The 15716-nt window shown below is 46.3% G+C and carries 18 protein-coding genes and 1 tRNA gene; 5 read left to right on the plus strand and 14 right to left on the minus strand.

Features of this window, described 5'->3' with window-relative positions; genetic code table 11:
- Positions 1-15: 15 nt before the first annotated feature.
- The 5 genes from EQU24_RS22065 to EQU24_RS22085 are packed head-to-tail and all read right to left on the minus strand — an operon-like array spanning position 16 to position 5138.
- Positions 16-1800, minus strand: coding sequence for a vWA domain-containing protein (locus tag EQU24_RS22065; protein ID WP_017841489.1), 1785 nt, complete (start codon positions 1798-1800; stop codon positions 16-18).
- On the minus strand, positions 1797-2777 hold the full coding sequence (locus EQU24_RS22070) for a vWA domain-containing protein (RefSeq protein ID WP_017841488.1): 981 nt from the start codon (positions 2775-2777) through the stop codon (positions 1797-1799). The genes EQU24_RS22065 and EQU24_RS22070 overlap by 4 nt, the downstream gene beginning before the upstream one ends.
- Complete coding sequence (locus tag EQU24_RS22075; RefSeq protein ID WP_017841487.1) at positions 2774-3250, minus strand: DUF4381 domain-containing protein; 477 nt, start codon at positions 3248-3250, stop codon at positions 2774-2776. Before EQU24_RS22075 ends, EQU24_RS22070 begins: the two co-directional genes overlap by 4 nt.
- Positions 3250-4158 carry a DUF58 domain-containing protein gene (locus EQU24_RS22080; protein WP_017841486.1) on the minus strand — a complete coding sequence of 303 codons (909 nt, stop codon included), beginning with the start codon at positions 4156-4158 and terminating at the stop codon, positions 3250-3252. Before EQU24_RS22080 ends, EQU24_RS22075 begins: the two co-directional genes overlap by 1 nt.
- Positions 4158-5138, minus strand: coding sequence for an AAA family ATPase (locus tag EQU24_RS22085; protein ID WP_017841485.1), 981 nt, complete (start codon positions 5136-5138; stop codon positions 4158-4160). Before EQU24_RS22085 ends, EQU24_RS22080 begins: the two co-directional genes overlap by 1 nt.
- Before the next feature lie 480 nt (positions 5139-5618).
- Here EQU24_RS22085 and EQU24_RS22090 point away from each other — a divergent pair, with 480 nt between their 5' ends.
- From EQU24_RS22090 to EQU24_RS22110, 5 genes are all read left to right on the plus strand, one after another.
- Positions 5619-6959: a POT family MFS transporter gene (locus EQU24_RS22090; protein ID WP_017841483.1), complete on the plus strand. Its 1341-nt coding sequence runs from the start codon at positions 5619-5621 to the stop codon at positions 6957-6959.
- A gap of 101 nt (positions 6960-7060) precedes the next feature.
- Positions 7061-7636 carry a hypothetical protein gene (locus EQU24_RS22095; protein WP_014150435.1) on the plus strand — a complete coding sequence of 192 codons (576 nt, stop codon included), beginning with the start codon at positions 7061-7063 and terminating at the stop codon, positions 7634-7636.
- Positions 7637-7641: 5 nt separating this feature from the next.
- Positions 7642-8472, plus strand: a complete 831-nt coding sequence (locus EQU24_RS22100; RefSeq protein ID WP_017841482.1) for an SDR family oxidoreductase — start codon at positions 7642-7644, stop codon at positions 8470-8472.
- A complete protein-coding gene (locus tag EQU24_RS22105; RefSeq protein ID WP_017841481.1) occupies positions 8472-8666 on the plus strand; it encodes a CPXCG motif-containing cysteine-rich protein in 195 nt (64 codons plus the stop codon). The genes EQU24_RS22100 and EQU24_RS22105 overlap by 1 nt, the downstream gene beginning before the upstream one ends.
- Positions 8667-8871: 205 nt before the next feature.
- Positions 8872-9258: a hypothetical protein gene (locus EQU24_RS22110; protein ID WP_017841480.1), complete on the plus strand. Its 387-nt coding sequence runs from the start codon at positions 8872-8874 to the stop codon at positions 9256-9258.
- A 907-nt stretch (positions 9259-10165) separates the two neighbouring features.
- Here the strand turns inward: EQU24_RS22110 and EQU24_RS22115 are convergent.
- The 9 genes from EQU24_RS22115 to rpmH all read right to left on the minus strand — a co-directional run bounded on the left by EQU24_RS22115 (position 10166) and on the right by rpmH (position 15546).
- Positions 10166-10495 carry a type II toxin-antitoxin system HicA family toxin gene (locus EQU24_RS22115; RefSeq protein ID WP_017841478.1) on the minus strand — a complete coding sequence of 110 codons (330 nt, stop codon included), beginning with the start codon at positions 10493-10495 and terminating at the stop codon, positions 10166-10168.
- Between the two features lie 193 nt (positions 10496-10688).
- Positions 10689-10979, minus strand: coding sequence for a type II toxin-antitoxin system HicB family antitoxin (locus EQU24_RS22120; RefSeq protein ID WP_017841477.1), 291 nt, complete (start codon positions 10977-10979; stop codon positions 10689-10691).
- A gap of 76 nt (positions 10980-11055) precedes the next feature.
- Entirely contained in the window at positions 11056-11244 is a 189-nt protein-coding gene (locus tag EQU24_RS22125) for an Arm DNA-binding domain-containing protein (protein WP_017841476.1), read from the minus strand.
- A 151-nt stretch (positions 11245-11395) separates the two neighbouring features.
- Positions 11396-11485, minus strand: a tRNA-Ser gene (locus EQU24_RS22130).
- Positions 11486-11778: 293 nt separating this feature from the next.
- Entirely contained in the window at positions 11779-13125 is a 1347-nt protein-coding gene (gene mnmE, locus EQU24_RS22135; protein WP_017841475.1) for a tRNA uridine-5-carboxymethylaminomethyl(34) synthesis GTPase MnmE, read from the minus strand.
- Between the two features lie 7 nt (positions 13126-13132).
- Entirely contained in the window at positions 13133-14830 is a 1698-nt protein-coding gene (gene yidC, locus EQU24_RS22140) for a membrane protein insertase YidC (protein ID WP_017841474.1), read from the minus strand.
- A 5-nt stretch (positions 14831-14835) separates the two neighbouring features.
- Positions 14836-15057, minus strand: a complete 222-nt coding sequence (gene yidD / locus EQU24_RS22145) for a membrane protein insertion efficiency factor YidD (RefSeq protein ID WP_083877753.1) — start codon at positions 15055-15057, stop codon at positions 14836-14838.
- Complete coding sequence (gene rnpA, locus EQU24_RS22150; protein WP_017841473.1) at positions 15039-15407, minus strand: ribonuclease P protein component; 369 nt, start codon at positions 15405-15407, stop codon at positions 15039-15041. Before rnpA ends, yidD begins: the two co-directional genes overlap by 19 nt.
- Before the next feature lie 4 nt (positions 15408-15411).
- On the minus strand, positions 15412-15546 hold the full coding sequence (gene rpmH, locus EQU24_RS22155) for a 50S ribosomal protein L34 (protein WP_083877752.1): 135 nt from the start codon (positions 15544-15546) through the stop codon (positions 15412-15414).
- Positions 15547-15716: the final 170 nt, after the last annotated feature.

Genomic DNA, 15716 nt, shown 5'->3' on the forward strand with positions numbered 1-15716 from the left:
TCCTCATCGTCGTCGTCACCAAGCTTCGTCTTGTTGTTGCTGCCGGCCGCGGCGGCCGTATTGATATTGGAATTTACGTTTCAACAAACCGGCAGGATCGTCCGGGATGCGTTTCAGCCATTGTTCGCTGGCTTGTTTGGCTTCATCGGCCGGTTCGGTTTCTTGGGTTGCCGCTTCTTCTTTTTCTTGATCATCAGGCGTTTCGTCGTTTTGCTCTTGAACTTGACCTTCATCTTGTTCCGGATCGTCTTGTCCTTCTTCAATGTCTTGAGGTTCGGGCGATGAGCGTTGCCGATCTTGATCGTCCGTTTGTTCGTTTTGATCTTGCGCTTCGTCGTCGCCGGACTCTTCCGAAGGCTCGCCTTGATCGTTTTGTTCGGAATCTTGCTGATGATTCTTATCGTTTTGGTCTTGGCCTTGTTGCTGTTCTTGCTGTTGTTTTTCCAATTCTTTTTCGACAACGGATTTGTTGAATGCCGCGTCTTCGTGATCAGGATCGATCTTCAACGCTTCCTCGTAAGCCATGACGGCCTCGGCCAAACGTCCCGATTGCGCCATTGCATTGCCACGGTTGTAATGAGCGCGCGCGCTATGGCTATCTTTGAGTGATTCAAGAACTTGTTCGTACAACCCGGCCTTGTATTCGGCGGCGGCCTTCCATTCCGGATCATTAAACAAACCGGCCGCTCGTTCGTAGTCTCCGGCCTCGAAAGCCTGTTGCGCTTGTTGATTCGGCGTTTTCCACAAACTTTGCCAGTCCTGCGCCTCGGCCCGGTTCGGAAAAGGCAAAATCAACAGCATCGCAATCGATAATACGCCTTTTCGGAAACTCAATGCCGCCAACGGCAAAATCAGTAACAGGAGCCAAGGACCGCGTTCCGCCCATAATTCCAGTAATAAGTCATCATTCCCGGCATCGCTTTGAACTTGCCGGTTTTCGAAGACGCTCAACAAAGGTTCTATATCGCTGTCGTTCGGGCTGATCGTCCGGTAAATACCATTACCGAGCGCAGCTAATTTTTTCAATTCGCCGGCATTCAATTTCGGAACGACAATGTTGCCTTGTCCGTCCTTGACGAAACCGCCGCCCGGCGCACCGATTGGAGCGCCTTCGGCCGTGCCGACTCCGAGTATCGATAAGGAATAAGCGCCCAGATTTTTTACCGTGGCCTCAGTTTTATCGATATCGGCGCCATCGGTTACCAAGAGAATATGGCCTTTTTGCATGCCGGCTTGTTTCAGCAAATCGATCGCATGATTTAGCGCTGCAACAGAATTGCTGCCTTGTACCGGCATGATGTCGGTCGTCAATGCCGACAATTGACTGGCAATCGTTTGCGTATCGGCTGTCAACGGAGTCACGGTAAAGGCATCGCCGGCATAGACCAATAACGCGGTCTGGCCGTCCTTGCGTTGTTTCAGGATGTCGGCGATTTTGAAACGGGCGCGCTGCAGCCGGCTCGGTTTTAGGTCGGTCGCATCCATCGAAAGCGATAAATCCAAGCCGATCACCAACGCCGAATCGTCGCGGAAAACAGGGGAGGGTAAGCGTTCCCAGGCGGGTCCGGCCAAGGCGAAAATCGTAAGCAAAGCCGCCAATGCTCCGGCGGTCAAGGTCATTCTGCTGCGATTTTGTACTTTGTCCTGCAGGATATGGGGCAACAACGGCTCGTCGCAAACCGTCGACCAATTACCCCGTTGTAGTTTATGTCTTAGCGTCAACAATAAAGCCGCAAACCAAGGTATTAGCGCCAACAGCCACCACGGCCGGATAAAATGAAAGTATTGCCAGTCGATCATGATGCTCTCAATCTCGCCGTCGCGATGATGCCGGCCAAAACCAGAGAAATTGACAGAGGCCAATGGAATAATTCGCTACGAGGCCGAAAATACTGTTTGTCTTTCTCGACCGGTTCGAGTCGATCGAGAATATCGTAGATTTGCTCGAGCTCTTCGGTGTTTCTGGCGCGAAAATAACGTCCGCCGGTTATTTCCGCAATCTCGGTCAAGGTCTTTTCGTCTAAGTCCATCGATGGATTGACTTTACGGGAGCCAAAAAAACTGCGCACGATCATTTCGTCTGCGCCGATGCCGATAGCATAAATTTTAAGATCGTGTTGGGCCGCTAATTCCGCCGCTTTCAACGGCGTAACTTCACCTGCGGTATTCGCGCCGTCGGTCAGCAAGATCAATACGCGGCTCGTATCTTCCTGGTTTCTTAGCCTTTTAACCGCCAAACCGATCGCATCGCCGATCGCGGTCATTTCACCGGCCAAACTAATCACCGATTCGTTTAATAAAGTCACGACCGTTTTACGGTCGAAGGTCAACGGCACTTGTAGATAAGCCTGGGTTCCGAACAGAATCAACCCGATTCGATCGCCGGTCCGGCGTGCGATGAAATCGCCGGCGACCCATTTTGTCGCGGTTAATCGATCGACCTGTTGCTTATTAATGATAAAATCCTGCTCTTCCATGCTCCCCGATAAATCGACAGCAAGCATCAAGTCGCGTCCGCTAACCGTTTGTTCGACCGGTTCGCCGAGCCATTGCGGACGCATGCCGGCAAATACCAACAAGATCCAAGCCATTACCGCGATCACCAACGGCCAGTTTGCCGATTTCATTGATGTCTGCGCTGCACACACTGAAAAATCTTCCAAAAAAGGAACTTTCAATGCCGCTTGCTGTTGCGGCGAATCTTGCGGCAGCAACCAGCGGACCAATAAAGGCAAGGGCAGTGCCGCAATCAACCAGGGCCATTCAAAATGTATCATGGTTTGTTTCGTTTTTGAGCTTTCAGCCAACGCTCACACAGTTCAAATAATGCCAAGACATCGGTGTCCGGTGGTAATTCATTACGGTACGGAATTTCGATCAATTGCCGGCCAATGCCGTTACTAAAGGGTTTGTCCGGCAGCGAGGCGTCCAGATGGTCCAACCAAGCCTGTCCTGTTAAACCCGCGATTTGCTCTCGCGATGCCAAGCTGATCGTTACTCGGCGAAGCAAGACCGACAGACGACTGACCTTTTCGGCAGGATCCAGGCTCGGGTCTTGTTTTAATTCCGCCAATAATCGGCGCGCCGATTTCAGTGCCGTTTTACGGGTCAAACGACGAATCAACCAAACCATCGATACCAGTAATATTACAATACCCAGAGCCGTTAGCCACCAGCCGAGCGCGGGAGGCCACAAACCGATCGGTTCCGGCAGATGAATATCGCGTAATGGAAGCGTCTGCGGATTCATTAACGTAAACTCTGCACCGGATCTTGTACGGTGCTGCATTGGATAAAGGTCATCCGGAATTTTTTCGCGAGATTTTCCAAATAACGGCATCGCGCGTTGAAGCGTTGATGATAATCGCTCAAACGATCCCGGTCCCGAGTATCGATGACCACATCGCGCCGGCTATCGGTCAAACGAAAACGTCCGCCCGAAGGCAGGCTGCTTTCCAATGGATCGTAGACTTGAATCAACACGACATCGTTATGTTGGGCGAGTCGCCTTAAATGATGTTCGGCATTGCTTTCAAGGCCGCGAAAATCGCTGATGATATAAATCAGACTGCCGGGCCGCGCATGTTGCGACAATCTTGCCAAACCGAGTTCGAAATTGAATTCGACCGGATGGCCTTCACCGGTTTGCACCAGGCTGTGAAAAAACCGCAAAACCGCATGCCGGCCATGTTGCGGTTTCATCTCCATACAGGTGCTATCGGAAAAGATTTGCCCGCCGATGCGGTCGCCGTGTTGCTGCGCGGTCCAAGCCAAGAGCCCTGCCAACTTAGCGGCCTGTACCGATTTGAACACGCCTCGTGTCGCAAATTGCATTGCCATGCGTTTATCGACCGCAATAAATACCGGGCGTTCCCGCTCTTCGCGAAACAACTTGGTATGGGTTTTTCCGGTACGGGCCGTCACTCGCCAATCGATGCTGCGAATATCGTCTCCGGGTTGATAAAGCCGCGCTTCATCGAATTCCATACCGCGTCCCTTCGAGCGCGATACATAGCCGCCGGTTTGCCGACTGCGGATCGACCAACGATGCAATTTAAGCGACCCAGCCGTTTGTGCAAGATCAACCAAGCTTTTCAAACTTACCGCGACTCGTTCGTCGGCAGCTGAAGAGGGAGTGTCGGTTTTGTTCGATAGCATCAAGGAACAGCAATCCGGTTGATCAATTCGCGAATGAAATAATCGGGTGTGATGCCTTCGGCTTCAGCCTCATAGGATAGAATCAGGCGATGCCGTAAGACATCGAAAGCAATATCCTGAATATCCTCGGGGCCGACGAAATCGCGTTGCCCCAGCCATGCCTTGGCTCTCGCGCAACGGTCCAATGCAATGCTGGCTCTTGGACTTGCGCCGTATTGCAGCCACGAGGCCAAATCTTTGCCGTAGGCACCGGGATTACGGGTCGCCAAAACGATTTGCAGCAAATAATCTTCAAGATTATCGGCCATATAAATATCCAAGACTTCCTGACGGGCTGCAAATAAATTGTGTTGCGTCAACGGTATAAAAGACTCTGTTGTACCGTTCTTAGCGTTTTTAGCTTCGTTTCTTGCGAGATGCAAAATACTTTTTTCGTGTTCGGCTTCAGGATAATCGATTTTGATATGCAATAAGAACCGGTCCAATTGCGCTTCCGGCAGGGGATAGGTGCCTTCTTGTTCAATCGGGTTTTGCGTGGCCATGACCATGAACAAGGCGGGTAGGGGATAAGTCGCGCCGCCGACGGTTATCTGCCTTTCGGCCATCGCTTCGAGCAATGCCGCCTGCACTTTGGCCGGCGAACGATTAATCTCATCGGCCAAAATCAAATTATGAAACAAAGGCCCTTTTTGAAATTCGAATGTGCCTTGTTGAGGCCGGTAAATTTCGGTCCCGGTCAAATCGGCAGGCAATAAATCCGGCGTAAATTGCACGCGATGAAAATCGCCTTCGATACCCTTGCTGAGTACATTGATTGCCCGTGTCTTAGCTAAGCCCGGCGCGCCTTCAACAAGAATATGACCGTCGCTCAACAACGCAATCAGCATTCTTTCTATCAATACATCCTGTCCGATAATTTGCTTGCTGATAAAGCTTTTTAGCTTTTGCATCGCACTTTGATTGGTAATGTCTACGCTCATGATCCTGAATGAATAAAAATTAAAATCCTAAGGGTTTCGTGAAAAATAGCTTCCTGGCGCTATGAGTTCTGTAGCGGGTTCGGTAACTCGCTTACCTTGCATTAAAAATAGGGAGGTTATTTATGACCAAATCCTAAATTCGACCAGCCACGCAGTTAATACTTTGCCGAATTGCTTTAACAACTTTTATGCCGAAAGGTTCCCATTGTATCTGTATGAGGACCGGTATAGAAGTGCGTAACTTTGCGAATAAACGGTGAGTTTCTTGTGTATTACTGTGTATAAATTGACCGGGTCGATTTTATCCACAAGCCCTCCACATGTTGAACCGAAGTTTACAAGCAGTTTAGTCATGGAACTAAAGTATTGATAAAAAATATTAAAAAAGGCTTATCCACAGATTTCAGCTTGACTAATAGTAACAGTAATTTTAAATCTTTTAATTTGTTATGATTATAGAGAACCGATTCTTTTAAAATCATGTCCCAGTACCGCAAAAATCCGCTCAAAACAACCGAGCTGCCCTCGGGCATTCCCTTCATCATCGCCAATGAAGCCGCCGAACGGTTTAGCTACTACGGTATGCGCGCCATTTTGGTCGTCTTCATGACTCAATATTTAGTCGATGCATCGGGACAACCCGATCTTATGTCCGAGCATGAAGCCCAAGGCTATTTTCATTTGTTCGTTTCTGCGGTTTATTTGATGCCTTTGTTCGGCGCATTACTGGCCGATAGCGTGCTCGGTAAATACCGGACCATTCTTTTTTTATCGTTTTTTTATTGTTTCGGTCATTTGACCTTGTCGATCGACGATACCCGTTTGGGACTTTTGATCGGACAAGCGTTGATAGCGTTTGGAGCCGGCGGTATCAAACCCTGCGTGTCATCACACTTAGGCGATCAATTCGGTCACACGAACAGCTACTTAATGACCAAAGTCTTCGGTTGGTTTTATTTTTCGATCAATCTTGGCGCTTTTGCCTCGATGCTGTTGATTCCCTGGCTACTGCATAACTATGGTTCGTCGCTTGCTTTCGGCGTACCCGGAATATTGATGTTGTTGGCCACAATAATTTTTTGGGCGGGACGTTATCGTTTTGTACATATTGATCCGGCCGGCATGGGCTTTATCAAGGAAATGCTTGGCTATGACGGATTGAAGATCCTTGGCAAATTGACCTCAATCTATATATTTATCGCGATTTTCTGGGCTCTATTCGAACAGATTGGCTCATCATGGGTTTTACAGGCACAAAAAATGGATAGAGTCATATTCGGTATCGAGATACTACCTTCACAGATTCAGGCGGCTAACCCTTTGCTGATCATGATCTTGGTGCCTTGTTTTTCCTATGGCTTGTACCCATTCTTGAATCGTTATTTCGACTTGACTCCCTTGAGAAAAATCGCGATCGGCTTGTTTTTAACCGTCTTCGCATTTGCGATACCGTCGGTAATTCAAGTGCAATTGGATGAGGGGCTAACGCCGCATATAGGTTGGCAGTTATTGGCGTATTTGTTATTGACCGCGGCCGAAGTCATGGTTTCGATCACTTGTCTGGAATTTTCCTATACGCAGGCGCCGAAATCGATGAAATCCTTTATCATGGCTTATTATTTCGTGTTTATCGCCGCCGGTAATTTATTGACCAGTGCAGTCAATTTTTTAATGATGAGTTCAGATGATTCCAACCAATTATCAGGCAGTGCTTATTTTTGGTTTTTCACCGGACTGATGTTGATTACTGCATTACTATTTTTAGTCGTAAGCCGGAACTATCGAGAACAAACTTTTTTACAGGATGAGCAAAGCATTTAAGAGTGACTTATAATTAACACATATTTTCACTGATGAATTGCTTTCATTCGATTTGCTGCGGCTATGTGATTGTCAGGTAATAACAATACGACGAGAATACCATGATGCGACTTACAATTTTTATACTGGCTATTTCGGTCTCAACTATCGCTCACGCCGATGCTTTTAAATGTGTCGATTCCTTGGGGAAAACCATTTATCAAGCCAAGCCTTGCGATGAAAATCACCAAAGTGTCCAGATCAATTTTAAAACCGGCGGAGCGATTGATAAAAGCGAACAACTAAAGAGGCAAGCTCAGCAACGTGAATTGCAAAAACAACAGGAACTAACCGAACAGCAATTACAGCAAAAACAAGAGCAATTCTTAGCGAATGCCAAAGAAGAAACCGAAATTAATCAAACCTTAATTAAAAATAATCCGGTTCAATTTACGGCTTATGCCATTCCGCCTTACGAATACGACAAATTAAAGCCCTTGGTACAAAGCTTTCAATCGCGTCTCCCGGAAATTGAGCGTATGAGAAGATTGGCCGCACAAAAACAACTGGCATCGGGACGCTGCGATCGTGTCGAATCCTCGGAGCTGAATGTTAGAAGTACTCTGGAAAACTTGGTTTTTTTGGTGGATTGTAGTAACGGCGAATCGGCTTATTTTAATGAAACCGAACTCCAATAATCTTAATGTCTAACAGTAAAATAATTTTAATCACCGGTTGTTCGTCCGGAATCGGTTATACGACGGCACTTGCACTCAAACAACGAGGCCACCGTGTTATTGCTTCGGCTAGGCAACAACACGATGTCGACCGACTCAGACAGGAAGGCTTTGAAACAATAAGGCTCGATCTTGCCGATAGCGCGTCGATTCGACAAGCCGTTTCCGAAATGCTGATCATGACCGAACGTAGAATCGATGCATTGTTCAATAATGGTGCCTTCGGCCAACCGGGCGCGGTCGAAGATTTAAGCCGTGATGTATTACGGTTTCAATTTGAAACTAATTTTTTCGGCACGCACGAACTGACCAATTTGCTCATTCCGATCATGCGTCGGCAAGGGCAGGGCAGAATCATTTACAACAGCTCGGTATTGGGATTTGTCGCCATGACTTACCGGGGCGCTTATAACGCCAGCAAGTTTGCTTTGGAAGGTTTAGCCGATACGTTACGACTGGAGCTTAAAGGTACCGGAATTGATTTATCGATCATTGAACCCGGACCGATCTTGAGCGATTTTCGTAAAAACGCCTTCGCGCTTTTTAAAAAAAACATCGACCCAAGCAACAGTTTTCATAAGGATCGTTATGCCGCAATGGAAACCCGCTTGCAAAAAGATGGGCCTGCCGTACCTTTTACGTTGCCGCCTGAAGCCGTAGCCGACAAGGTGATTCATGCTTTGGAATCGAAACGACCTAAAATCCGTTATTACGTGACTTTTCCCACTTATCTGTTTGGCTATTTGAAACGTATATTGCCGGCGGCTTGGCTCGATAACTTACTGGTTAAAGTTTGATGTTTACCGATTTAGAAGAAATATCGATTCAATGTCCTTACTGCGGTGAAACGATTTCTTTATTGCTGGATATCCCTTCCGGTTCACAGTGTTATTACGAAGACTGCTCGGTTTGCTGTTCTCCTATTTACGTACAAATCGAAGTTTATGATAACGGTCAAGCACATGTTACTTGCAAACGCGACGAGGATTGAATTTACAATGTAATCTTTCTAAGCCAAGCATTAACAGTACCCTACAAATATACTTGGTTGAATTTATAAGCATTGTTTTTAACTTTGAGTTTGATATTGCGGCAATCTACGTTAGAATGGACAACGCTAAGTAGCTTTAATTTGATGGAATTTCTGCTGCATTGCTGAATAATAGTTACTATGACAACATGAGGACAAGTTAGACATGAAATTTTTAAGAAAGGTATTGTTATCTCTGGCTATTGCTAGCTCTATGGGTGCTATTGCTACCCCTGTAATGGCTGAAAGCGATCCAGGCAGAATTTCATATGCGCCTGTAGAAGCAATCAAATTGACTTCCGAAAAAATTCAAGCTGCGATCGATGCAGTTGCAGCCGGTTCTTCCGCTGATGAAGTTGCTGTTTTAGTCAAAGATGCTCTGGATATGAGCAAAGAAATCAATGCCAATGACAAAGTTGACGTTGCTCGCGCACGCGCGAATGGTGAGCTGAAAAAAGCTCGCAATGCCGCTAAAAAAGGATCTTTAGATGGTGTAGATGCAGCTCTGCAAAGCGCTTTGAAACAGTACGGCGAATTACCAGGCTTGATTTAATTATTTAAATTATAAGCTGATAAAAAGGGCGTTTTTTAGCGCCCTTTTTTTATGGCTTTAATCCAAGATATTTAAGATACTTCCTTTTGAATGAAAAACCGTCTAAGAATAAAAGGTATGGGATGTGACTAGCAAGGACCGCCGTTAACCCATCTCTGGGGGCTTGACCGCAGCTTCCTGCTTCCGACATCCTCGCTAGCCACACCCCATAACTTCATAAAATTAGCCGATATTTGGGTATAAAGGGAGTAAACAAGCGCGCCAAGATTTTTCGCGAAAGCTGAAATGGGGTCCGTCCGATTTCAGCAGCGAAAAATGACTTGGCGATTATTGCCTTCGGCGGCCCCGATTCGCCCTGCGTCCGTGCCACTACGCCACATCATCGCATACTCGATGCGGCTCCGTAGCACTCCCACAAATGGCTTTACGCCGTGTCGCGATGCCTTGTATTTTGCCTCCGCCTGCGCTATTCGCGCAGACTCCGGCAAAACACCCGGCGCTACGGCTATCGGGGACTAAAAATCTTCACTTCGCTAACGCTCCGTTTCCACGATTTTCAGCGAGCGAATGTTAATCTGGCGGAGGGGTGGAACACAAAAATATTATATATAGGGTTTATTTTTTTGTTTTTGGCGAGAGGGGCCTATTTTGCCGAAAAATTGAAGCCGGAATTGCCTTCACTGTATGTGGATCTATTCAAGACGACGATGTTGAGAACGATGATGTTCGTTTTATGGTCCGGCATTTCCGGACCATAAACCTAAAAAGAGCAGTTGAGAGCCTCAAACTACCGTTCGCCCTGAGCCCTGTCGAAGGGTGTACGGTAGTTTGAGGCTTCACCAATCCGGTGTAAGTGTTGTAGACCCTTCATGCTTCGACTTGGCTCAGCACGAACGGTCTACAACACTTACCAACTGCTCTTTTTAGGATAAAAGGTATCGGGTGTCGAGCAACCAATTTTGTGATCAGTGCCGGCTGTTCGGGGGTATTTAATTAACCTGAAGATGCGGTAAAACTCTTTTTTGGTCATGCCGGCTTGGGCGGCCATGCTTTTGATGAGCGTTTGTGTAAAAGGGGACTTTGTTGGGCAATCGACGGTAACTTTGTACAGGGTGGCATCGTGTTCTTTTACCCATTGCTCGTGTGATTTGCCTTTTTGCGGTCTGGCAACGAATCCCAGGTATGCCAGGATCTTTTTAACCTCTTTGCAGGTTAGCGGAGGGTATTGACTGCTCATGCAGGGCGTAGCGGTAGCAGGGCAAACGCATTAAAATAAATGCCATATCAATATGTTATGACTATTCAACCTAAGCTTGCAGAATATTTTATTTGTTAGTTTTTTATTTTGTGGCAATAAAGGCTGCCGCTATGAAATTACTGAAAATACTACGCATTATAACCATTTGATTTTATATGTAGTTTTAATGCGTTTACCCTGGTAGCGGTAGGGTCTCATCGAATATTTTTTGGTGGGTATGGTAAAGCGCTATTTTTAGCCGAATGATTTGATATCTAAGCCAGAGCGATAGCGGTGCGCTTCTCGAGAGTAATTGCGCGGCATAAGGTTTGTCGTCGCCGATCAGGGCGTCATGAACGTATTCACGGATCATCGATTCGAGTTTGGTTTTAGCTTCCTCGTATGTATCACCTTGAGCGGCCAGGTTGAAATTTAAGCATACGGCCACCCAGCAATCACCTTCTTGCTCGGCATAGCATTTCATAATCAGTTCTCCTGGATAAGGCAGGATAGATGCCACTTTTTACTTGTTGCTTTGCTTCGTGCAGTGCGTCTCTAGCCTACCTCAATGAGGTTTCAGGAAAGGTGCCCAGTGCAAGCGTCTTTCGTTTTCCGCCAAAGCGGTAATCGTAGCGGAAATATTTTCCACCATTGGGATGCACAAGCACATAGAGGCCTTCGCGGTCGGTCAGCTTATATTGCTTGTCGCGCGGCTCCGCATCGCGTAGATCTTTAACACTGAGAGTCATTTGACGGTATATCTTTTTTTCGTTGACGGTATACCGTCAAAGATACCGTCTTATTGTGCAAACTTAAAAGGATTTAATGAACGGAATGTTTAATAAAATGCCTTTAGTATCAATCTTTAAAAACACTAAAAGTTGCCATGAAATGTTGATATGGCGGAGGGAGAGGGATTTGAACCCTCGTGGGACTTGCGCCCCCCACTGATTTCGAGTCAGGGCCGTTCAGCCTCTCCGGCATCCCTCCTGCGTTTTTATATTAACGTGTCGTGCTATTTCTTTAAAATTGTTTCGCTGTCGTACCAGTACACAAGCCGCAAGTTTAGCTTATCGCCTTTAGCGTTCGTTCTTTTTTCGAGTGAAACTTTCAATTTTTACCCCTCCTTTACCCCTTTTTTGCTTGGGGTAGTATAGGTGTAAAATCACAAAAGAAAAGACATAAACGGCTAAAAAAATATAGCGGTACTTTAGCCGCTAATCATTGAATTTAAATTATTTGTTCTTTGTTGTTTGGGTCTCGGTTTGGTGTTAATTCGCGGGTTATTTTCCTATACAAAAGCTGGAAAAGATCAGACCTAAAAGATCATCGGACGAAACAGCACCGGTAATTTCACCGAGACAATGTTGCGCTTGTCTTAGATCCTCGGCCACTAATTCACCGGCTTGATGGTTTTGTAATTGTTCTTGAGAACTCTGAACGAATATCAAACCCTTTTGTAATGCTTCGATATGCCGTCTACGAGCAATAAAAACATTATCGGTTTCGGATTGATAACCGACGCTGTTTTTCAAATACTGTTTGAGAAGATCAAGGCCTTGTTCTTTTTTGACGGACAAATAGATCTGTGTGCCTTGTTCGGATTCGCGAATCTCAGGTTTAATGCCGATTAGATCGATTTTATTGTAGATTTTGGTGATAGGTACATGTTCGGGGAGGTTCTCGAGTATTGATTGATGCTCGGGATCTGTGGCATCGATCATCAATAAGACTTTATCAGCCCGCTTCATTTCCTCTCGAGCCCTACGTATGCCTTCTTTTTCAACGGCATTGTCGCTGTCTCGTAAACCTGCCGTATCAATGATATGCAGCGGCATGCCGTCGATTTGTATGCGTTCTTTCAACACGTCGCGTGTGGTGCCGGCGATGTCGGTAACAATCGCTGCGTCATGTCCGGCCAAGGCGTTCAATAAACTGGATTTACCGGCATTGGGTTTACCGGCCAGTACGATCGTCATTCCGTCGCGAAGCAAGCAGCCTTGTTGTGCAGTTGCCAATATAGTTCGAAGTTTTTCCGCTAATCGGTCGATACGATTTTGTACCACTCCGTCACCGAGAAAATCGATTTCTTCATCGACGAAGTCTATGGCTGCTTCAACATAGATTCTGAGTTCGGTCAGTTCTTCAACCAATTCATTGATTTGTTTCGAGAAAGCACCCTGCATCGATTGTTGTGCGGAACGCGCCGATTGTTCGGTGCTGCTTTCTATCAAGTCGGCAACGGCTTCGGCTTGTGCTAAGTCAATCTTACCGTTAAGAAATGCGCGCTCGGTGAATTCGCCGGGTCGTGCAAGGCGGGCGCCAAGCGATAAGACGCGCTTGAGAAGTATATCGAGAATGATCGAACCGCCGTGTCCTTGCAGTTCAAGGATATCTTCCCCGGTATAGGAAGCCGGAGAAGGGAAGTAGATGGCAATGCCGGTATCGATGACTGAACCGTCGCTATCGATAAACGGTGTCAATACGGCATATCTTGGCGGTAACGGACGATCGGTTAATTTAGCGGCAATAATAGAAACCGCCGGTCCCGATATCCGTACAATGCCGACGCCGCCGTTTCCGGGCGGCGTGGCAATCGCGGCAATGGTATCGTTGGTACCGATGTCCACTCAGGTTTTACTTAGCATCTTCCAAGTTTTTAGTGATGTACCATTGTTGGATGATCGACAGCGTATTGTTGACCACCCAGTACAAGACCAAACCGGCCGGGAAGAATAGAAAGAATACCGTAAACACGATCGGAAACATTTTCATGATTTTCGCTTGCAACGGATCGATCGGGGCAGGATTTAAACTTTGTTGAATTTTCATCGTAATGCCCATCAGGATCGGCAAGATAAAAAACGGGTCTTGCGCCGATAGATCCTGCATCCACAAGGCAAACGGAGCTTGACGCAATTCAACGGTTTCGACCAATACCCAATACAAAGAAATAAAGACCGGAATCTGCACCAATATCGGCAAGCAGCCGCCTAAGGGATTCACTTTCTCCCGTTTATACATATCCATCATTTCTTTGTTGAAACGCTGTCTGTCATCGGCAAAACGTTCTTGCAGTTCTTTCAGACGCGGCTGAATCTTGCGCATTTTCGCCATCGAACGAAAACTGGTTTGCGAAAGTTTAAAGAACAGCAGTTTAATAAATAAGGTCACACCGATAATAGACAAACCCCAGTTGCCGACAAAGCCATGAATTTGATTCAGTAACCAGTAAATCGGCTTGGCAATGATCGTTAACCAAGCGTAATCGACGGTTAGTTCCAAACCTTTGGCGATTTCTTCCATCATCGGCTGTATTTTAGGGCCGGCAAACAATTGTGCGCTAAACTCCATGTCGGAATTCGGCTCGACCGTAAACGCTGGAGAATAGGAACCGATTACATAACGCCAATCTTTAAGGTCTTTGGTATAAAACGTATTTTCCTGGTCTTTGGGCGGAATCCATGCCGCTGCAAAGTAATGCTGGATCATCGCACTCCAGCCGCCTGTCGTTTTGACATTCAGCTTGTCGCTCGCCATGTCGTCGAAACTGACTTTTTGATATTTATTCTCTTCTGTATAAACGACGCCGCCGGCATAGGTTCTGATAAAAGTATGCCCCGCCTCTTCTTTATACGGAACTCTTAACAATTGCTTATATTGCCGACCGGTCCAAGGTTGCGTCGAATCGTTAGAGACGGTTTGATTGACTCCAATGGTATAACTGCCGCGTTTAAAGGTGAGTGTTTTAGTGACAGTCAACCCTTGATTATCGGTCCATGTCAACGGTACAGTGATGGTGTCTTGATCGTCACCTAAAAGGTATTGATCTTTTTCAAAGTTAAATACGGTATGGTGAGTAGGAGCATTTGCCGAACCCTCTGCGGCAATCAAACCGCTTTGTGCTAGAAATAATCTTTCCGGGTTGCTATCGAATAAGCGGATCGGACTAAGGTCTTTTTCCGGTTTCGAAAAGCCGAACAGATTCCAAACCCATTCAACGGCGGTGTTTTCTTTTTCACGAGGGTATTTCAGCAAATCCAGGTTACGAATCGTGCCGCCTTTGGGGTCGATTTCCAAGGCCAGAACATCGGTTGTTACGCTAATAATAGCGCCCGATTCAGTCACCTCAGTAACTATGGGTTTTGCTTCAGCGCGTGATTCGGGTTGCGGTTCGCCGCCGGTTGCCGTGGGCAAGTCTTCCTTAAGGTCTTGCGGCATTTGTTGTGCGACGGAAATTTCGCGTTTCGGACCGTAATCGATTTGCCATGCGTCATAGAGCATATAAAGCAGCATTGCAAATGTAACGACTAATATAAATCTAATGTTATCCATTCTTTTTACCAAATTTTTTCTGGAACAGGATCAAGCCCGCCTTCGTGAAAAGGGTGACACTTTAATACTCTTCGGACTGTAAGATAGGTGCCCTGGGCGGCTCCATGTTTATGGAGCGCCTCTAAGGCATAGCAGGAGCAGCTGGGATAAAAACGACAGTTTTTACCTAACAATGGACTTATAAAGTATTGGTATAACTTTATAATTGCTATGAGTAAGACTCGCATCGGTTTACCAACCTAAGCCAATGCCTTGCCAATGACTTTTGTAATTGTTCCGGTGATGCATTGAGTGCATCTTTTCGGGCCATAACAACAACATCAATATTGATCAATTCGTGTTGTTGTAGTCTAAAGCTTTCCCTGGCAGTCCTTTTGAGCATATTTCTGTCCACAGCCTTTTTAATGATTTTTTTCGCAATTGCCAGACCTAGTCGAGGATGATCTAACTCATTCCTAACTGCCAGTAATGTGAAATACGCATCACTCGATTTTACCGGTCCGGTAAAGACTTTTTTATATTCAGAAGGCTTCCTTAACCTTAACTGCGGCGGGAAACTAAATACCTTGTTCGTCAATCAATTAGACTGTTAGCTTGGCACGGCCCTTGGCTCTGCGGGCGTTAAGGACTTTACGGCCGCCTTTGGTCGCCATTCTGGCACGAAAGCCGTGAGTTCTTACGCGTTTAATTTTACTGGGTTGATAGGTTCTTTTCATGGCCTTAAATCCTGGTTCAGATGATTGTTAACAAAAACGGATAAAAAAGATCCGGGATGATAGAATAAACGCCGGTTTATGTCAATTATGCCGGCACTGATTTGATTGCTGTATAGTGGCATAATTTTTTTATAATATCATCTATTTACTCTTCGCTACCTTCTTAAATA

It is taken from the genome of Methylotuvimicrobium buryatense, from assembly GCF_005931095.1.
Taxonomy (GTDB): Bacteria; Pseudomonadota; Gammaproteobacteria; order Methylococcales; family Methylomonadaceae; genus Methylotuvimicrobium; species Methylotuvimicrobium buryatense.